Source organism: Nonomuraea sp. NPDC049784, assembly GCF_040659615.1.
GTDB lineage: Bacteria > Actinomycetota > Actinomycetes > Streptosporangiales > Streptosporangiaceae > Nonomuraea.
Window position 1 is genome coordinate 1 of sequence record NZ_JBFAMX010000909.1, and the last position, 3,015, is coordinate 3,015.

Below are 3,015 nucleotides of genomic sequence, written 5' to 3' on the forward strand. Positions count from 1 at the left end.
GGGCGGCGACGGCGCGCTGCGCCTGGAGGACGACGTCAGGGCGCGGCTCAACCACGCCGAGGACGGCGACCTGCTGGCCTTCGCCGGAGACGCCCCGCACCTCTACCGCACCGGCGACTCCCCCGCCGACGTCACCGTCGTCATCGCCTCCCCGGCCATCGGCTGACGGCACCCGAAGGCGGGCAGCGACACGGCGACCACCGGGGCGGAGCCGAAACTTACGAGGGTGGGCAGGTCGCTAGGCGCGGGCGCGCTGGATCACCACCGCTCCGAGGGGCGCCAGATCGACCGGGCCCGACACGCGCTCGCCCGTGAGGAGGTCGGTCCCCTCCCCTTCGAACGGCACCGACGCGCTCTCCTCCCCGCTGTGGTTGAGCAGGAACACGTACTCGTGCTCCGCATCCCCCCGCACAGCGCACTCCACGTGGGCGGGCACCCCCGGGAAGGGCGTCCGGACGCCTGCCGCCTCCACGGCCGCGACCAGTTCGGAGTCGAAGGCCGCCTGCTCCAGCAGCGTGGCGAAGTACACGACGCGGCCCGCGCCGAAGCGGTTCTCCACGACGGCCGCCCGCCCGGCCAGGAGGCCGTCGCCGTAGGTGGCCAGGGCCGTGCCCGTCTCCAGGTGGATGTCGTCGCGCCACCAGGTCGAGGTCGCCCGCCGCCCGTCCGCGAACTCCACGGAGAAGACCTCGTGCGGCCTGGCCGGCCAGTATTCGTCGATCTTGGCCCCGATGAGCTGCCGGAACGCCCCGGGGTAGCCGTCGGGCCGCACCCGGTTGCAGTCGTCGACCACGCCGGAGAAGAATGACATGATCACCGTCCCGCCGTCGCGGGCGAACTCGGTGATCCGCCGCACGCCCTCGTCGTCGATCAGGTACGCGTTCGGCACCACCAGCACCTTGTACCCCTCCAGCGAGGACCCCGAGGACACCACGTCCACCGGGAAGTGCTGCGACCACAGCGGCCAGTAGTGCCGCATGACCGTGTCGGCATAGCTGAAGTCCTGGCGCGGCAGCCCCGCGGTCTCCTCCAGCCCCCACCAGCCGTCCCAGTCGAAGAGGATCGCGACCTCGGCACGTGAGGTCGTGCCGGCCGCGGGCGCGAGCAGCTTCATCTCCCGCCCCAGGTCCACGACCTCCCTGAACGTGCGCGAGTCAGGCCCGGAGTGCGGCAGCATCGCCGAGTGGAAGCGCTCCTGCCCGCCGCGGCTGGCCCGCCACTGGAAGTACATCACCGAGTCCGCCGCCCGCGACACCGCCTGGAGCGAGCCGAGGCGCATGCGCCCGGGCTCCTTGACGATGTTGAGCGACCACTGGCTGACCGCGCTGGCGGCCTGCTCCATCAGCAGCCACGGCTGCCCGCCCTTGAGCGAGCGGAACAGGTCGAACTGGAAGGCCGCCGACACATGCGAGTCGGCGTCGGCGGGGTTGGGGTAGATGTCGAGCGCGACCGCGTCCTCCTCGGGCGCCCACTTCCAGTAGTCGGCGTGCTTGAAGAACCGCATGAAGTTGGTCAGCACCGGGATGTCGTCGCGGAAGGAGCGGACGATGTCGCGTTCGGCGATGTAGCACTCGAGGAGGGCGTCGGAGGAGAACCGCTTGAAGTCGAGCCGGCGGGCCGGGTTCATCCAGGTGCGCGGGATGTGCGGCACCTCGATCTGGTCCCAGTCGGTGTAGTGCTGGCTCCAGAAACGGGTGGTCCACGCCTCGTTCAGCGTTTCCAGGTCGCCGTATCGGCGCTGCAGCCAGCGCCGGAAGTTGACCGAGGCGGCCTCGTTGTGCGCCGTGGGCCCGTACTCGTTGGAAATGTGCCACATCGCCAGCGCCGGGTGGAACGAGTAGCGCTCGGCGAGCTTGGTGGTGATGTTGGCGGCGTATTCGCGGTAGATCGGCGACGACGGGTCGTAGTGCAGCCGGTTGCCGAAGCCGAAGCGCTCGCCGTCGGCCATGATCGGGAACACTTCGGGATGCAGCTGCGTGAGCCAGACGGGCGGTGCCGCGGTGGGGGTGGCAAGGTTGACGCTGATGCCGTTCTCGTGGAGGAGGTCCATGATCTCGTCCATCCAGGCGAACTCGTACTTGCCCGGTTCCGGCTCCAGCGACGCCCACGCGAACACACCGAGGGAGACGACGTTGACGCCGGCCTCGCGCATGAGCCGGACGTCCTCCCGCCATACGGCGGGGTCCCACTGCTCCGGGTTGTAGTCACCGCCGAAGGCGAAGCCCCCGAGACGGTTCCTGAAAGCGTCCAAGCGCGACATTTCATAGCTCCTGTTGGGATGGACGGATCCTCGACGCGAGGCAGAGTACGCCGGTCATCAGTCGTCCTTTCCCGGCTCGACCGACACGGCGGTCAGGCGCCGCTCGGAGCCGCTGATCTCACACAGGGGGCCGGTCAGCTCCACGGACTGCTCAGCGATCGGTTCCGCGACCGAGCGGCGCACCGACAGGCCGATCTCGCCGGGCTCGACGACGCGCCGCCCGTCCCGGCCGGTGAAGGCCAGCAGCCTGGCCGGGACGTCGAAGCCGACCTTCGCGCTCTCGCCGGGGGCCAGCTCGACCCGGGCGTACCCGACGAGCTGGGCGAGGGGCCTGGTGACCGAGGCGACCTTGTCGGAGGCGTACAGCTGCACCACCTCCGCCCCGGCGCGCTCGCCGGTGTTGCGCACCACGACCGAGCAGCGGATCGATCCCGCCGTCCCGGCCGTCGCGGCGACGGACAGGTCCTCGTAGGCGAAGCTCGTGTAGCTCAGCCCGTGCCCGAAGCTGAGCGCGGGGGCCGGGTCGATGTTGCTGACCGAGCCGGCCGCGCCGAGCCTGGGGTGCAGGTAGCTGTAAGGCTGTCCGGCGGTCGAGCGGGGCATGCTCATGGGGAGGCGGCCGGAGGGGTTCACGGCGCCGGTCAGCACGCGGGCGATGGCGCCCGCGCCCTCCTCACCGGGGAAGTACGCCTGCACGACGGCGGCGGCGTCCCTGAGCAGGCCAGGCACGGCGTACGCGCGCCCGGTCATCAGCA

At 70.8% G+C, this 3,015-nt stretch carries 2 protein-coding genes; both read right to left on the bottom strand.

The features are described from left to right. Window positions 1-238: 238 nt before the first annotated feature. Entirely contained in the window at window positions 239-2,260 is a 2,022-nt protein-coding gene (locus AB0J09_RS60820; protein ID WP_360713053.1) for a beta-galactosidase, read from the bottom strand. 57 nt (window positions 2,261-2,317) lie between these two features. Beyond that, a partial coding sequence (locus AB0J09_RS60825) for a fibronectin type III-like domain-contianing protein (RefSeq protein WP_360713056.1) occupies window positions 2,318-3,015 on the bottom strand: 698 nt, incomplete at its 5' end.

What these genes read in the sequence shown, in the direction of transcription:
- AB0J09_RS60820 (WP_360713053.1), bottom strand. Translation starts at nt 2,260, where the DNA reads ATGTCGCGCTTGGACGCTTTCAGGAACCGTCTCGGGGGCTTCGCCTTC.